The 2626-nt window shown below is 31.9% G+C and carries 3 protein-coding genes and 1 pseudogene; all 4 read left to right on the top strand.

Annotated elements, in window-relative coordinates; all coding sequences use genetic code 11:
• The coding region (locus Q0649_RS13350; protein ID WP_298842803.1) for a 3D domain-containing protein at positions 1-300 on the top strand (300 nt) is incomplete at its 5' end.
• A 198-nt stretch (positions 301-498) separates the two neighbouring features.
• The gene (gene rnmV / locus Q0649_RS13345) at positions 499-1062 is read left to right on the top strand and encodes a ribonuclease M5 (RefSeq protein ID WP_298842801.1); all 564 of its coding nucleotides are present in this window, start codon (positions 499-501) and stop codon (positions 1060-1062) included.
• Positions 1043-1879, top strand: coding sequence for a 16S rRNA (adenine(1518)-N(6)/adenine(1519)-N(6))-dimethyltransferase RsmA (gene rsmA, locus Q0649_RS13340; RefSeq protein WP_298842798.1), 837 nt, complete (start codon positions 1043-1045; stop codon positions 1877-1879). Before rnmV ends, rsmA begins: the two co-directional genes overlap by 20 nt.
• A 77-nt stretch (positions 1880-1956) precedes the next feature.
• A pseudogene (locus tag Q0649_RS13335) lies at positions 1957-2626 on the top strand (hypothetical protein); the annotation flags it as partial.

Below are 2626 nucleotides of genomic sequence, written 5' to 3'. Positions count from 1 at the left end.
AGGGCAACAGCATATACTGCTGATTATAGTTGTACGGGCAAAGGCCCGGGTGATCCTGCATTAGGTATAACATCTACTGGAGTAAAGGCAAAAAGAAACGCTAACGGCTATAGTACTATAGCTGTGGATCCCAGAGTTATTCCGTTAGGAACTAAAGTTTATGTAGATGGATATGGATATGCCATTGCAGAAGACATAGGCGGCGCTATAAAGGGCAATCACATAGATTTGTATTTCAGTTCCACTAGTGAAATGTGGAATTGGGGAGCACGAAATGTTAGTATTTATATTGTGAAATAGGAGCATAAGCTCCTTTTTTTTGTCTTATAGTTTATTATTAATAAGTAAAATGGTATTATAGATACAGTATTAGAAGGAAATACTAAGAGAGGCCATTATTATAATTATATAATAATGGAGGTTGTCTTAGTTTGAGATAACACTTGAGATGACAGTTGTTATTTGGAATCTCTCGCATTAAATAGCAAGGGGGATAATATGATTAAAGAAGTGATAGTAGTTGAAGGACGCGATGATGTTACGGCAGTTAAAAGAGCAGTAGAGGCTGAACTTATTTCGGTAGGCGGATTTGGAATTAATGAAAAGGTGATTAACAAAATAAGAGAAGCACAAAAGAGGAAAGGCGTAATAATTTTTACTGATCCAGACTTTGCTGGAGAAAAAATAAGAAGAATTATTACTAAAAGAGTAGCGAATGTAAAGCATGCATATATATCTCAAAAAGAAGGAACTAAGGATGGAGATATAGGAGTTGAAAATGCATCACCTGAAACAATATTAAGAGCGCTTGAGGCTGCAAAATTTGAAGTGCAAGAAAAAAGAAAAGAGTTTGATGTGCATGATATGATTTTTTTCAAGTTAACAGCAGATAGCAAGGCAAGAGAAAGACGAGATGCTCTAGGAAATGAATTAGGCATAGGTTATGGGAATGCGTCACAATTTTTGACTAGGTTAAACAACTATGGAATTATAAAAAAAGAATTTATAGAGGCTTTAGAAAAAATAAACCAGGAGATGAATTATGGCAGATTTGACGATTAGTGAGGTTAGTAAAAAATATGAATTTAGGTTTAAAAAAGGGTTAGGTCAGAATTTTTTAATAGACGACTCTGTTCTAGATGATGTTGTAGATGGTGCAGAAGTTAATATCGATGATTTTGTTATAGAAATAGGACCAGGATTTGGAACGTTAACTAGAGCGCTTTTAAGGAGAGCCAAAAGAGTTAGTGCTATAGAACTAGATGATAAACTTTTGCCGATACTAGAAGATGAGCTTAAAGAGTTCAATAATTTTGAACTTATACATAATGATGCTTTAAAAGTAGATTTCAACGAATTAATAGGGGATGAAAAGTCAGTAAAATTAGTTGCTAATTTACCATATTATTTAACGACTCCAATAATTGTTAAGTTACTTACTGGAGGGTATAATTTTAAATCTTTAACTATAATGATACAAAAAGAAGTTGCGCAGAGGATAGATTCAGAGCCAAATTGCAAAGCTTACGGAGCTTTTTCAATATTAGTTCAGTATTATTGCAATACGAAAATACTTAGGCTTGTACCACCAACAGCATTTTTGCCGGAGCCTAAGGTAGAATCTATGGTTATAAGACTAGATAGATTGAAAGAGCCTAAAGTTAAGGTGAATGATGAAGCTTTATTTTTTTCTATAGTAAGAAAATCTTTTAATATGAGAAGAAAAATTTTATGGAACTCTGTTAAGGACATCGGGATTCCTAAAGAAGAGTTACTTAAATGTTTTGAAAAAGCTAATATTGATCCTAAGAGAAGAGGGGAGACTTTATCACTTGCGGAATTTGCACTGCTTTCTGATGAAATAGGATTTATAAAATAAATTTAAAGATATTGTTCATTTTTTATCATATACTTCATATATTATAATGAATAAGTTTTATATGGAGGTAGAAGAGGGTGACACCAAAAAAAAATTATAGTAGGTATTTTATTATATTACAAGAAGATGAAAAAGGCTATTCATTAGAAACTGATAAAATTCCTTCTGGTTATGCAAAACTAGAAATGAAAAACAGTAAATGTAAGATTTCATACTATGTACAAAACCTAAGGAAAGAAAAACAACCTTATTACATGATTTTAATATGTGGTAGAAAAGATGTAAACAAGATCATAAAAGTTGGTAAATTGAACATAGACGATCATGGTAGGGTAGATATTTTTCATGAATATGATATGGACAATATAGCGGACACAGGCATTAACGGTGAAAAGATTATTGGAGCTGCAATTGTAAAATTCTTAGATAACAATGTGATTTCAATAATGAGTGGATTTTCAACAACTGAGAAACCAAACGAATGGAAAAGCTATAAAATAGCTGATTCTAATAAGGAAACTAAAGAAACTAGAACAGATGATGCGAAAAATGAGTTTGATGAATATGAACAAAGTATCGAAATGATTAAGGTAGAAAGTGACAAAGTAGTTGAAAAGTCAAAGGTTCAGGAAAACGTAAATAAAAAATCAATTAAAGATGTAGATAAAGTAGTACAAAAGAAAGTAGATATTATGCAAAGAGCTGGCATTGAAGATACTCCGTTATTAGAAGACCCAAAAAATATAG

This window comes from uncultured Clostridium sp., from assembly GCF_937920395.1.
Taxonomy (GTDB): Bacteria; Bacillota; Clostridia; order Clostridiales; family Clostridiaceae; genus Clostridium_AD.
The sequence above is the reverse complement of the archived record's forward strand: the minus strand, read 5'-3'. Positions and strand labels throughout refer to the sequence as shown.

Coding starts and splice junctions, on each gene's coding strand:
- rnmV (WP_298842801.1), top strand. CDS start 499: ATGATTAAAGAAGTGATAGTAGTTGAAGGACGCGATGATGTTACGGCA.
- rsmA (WP_298842798.1), top strand. CDS start 1,043: ATGGCAGATTTGACGATTAGTGAGGTTAGTAAAAAATATGAATTTAGG.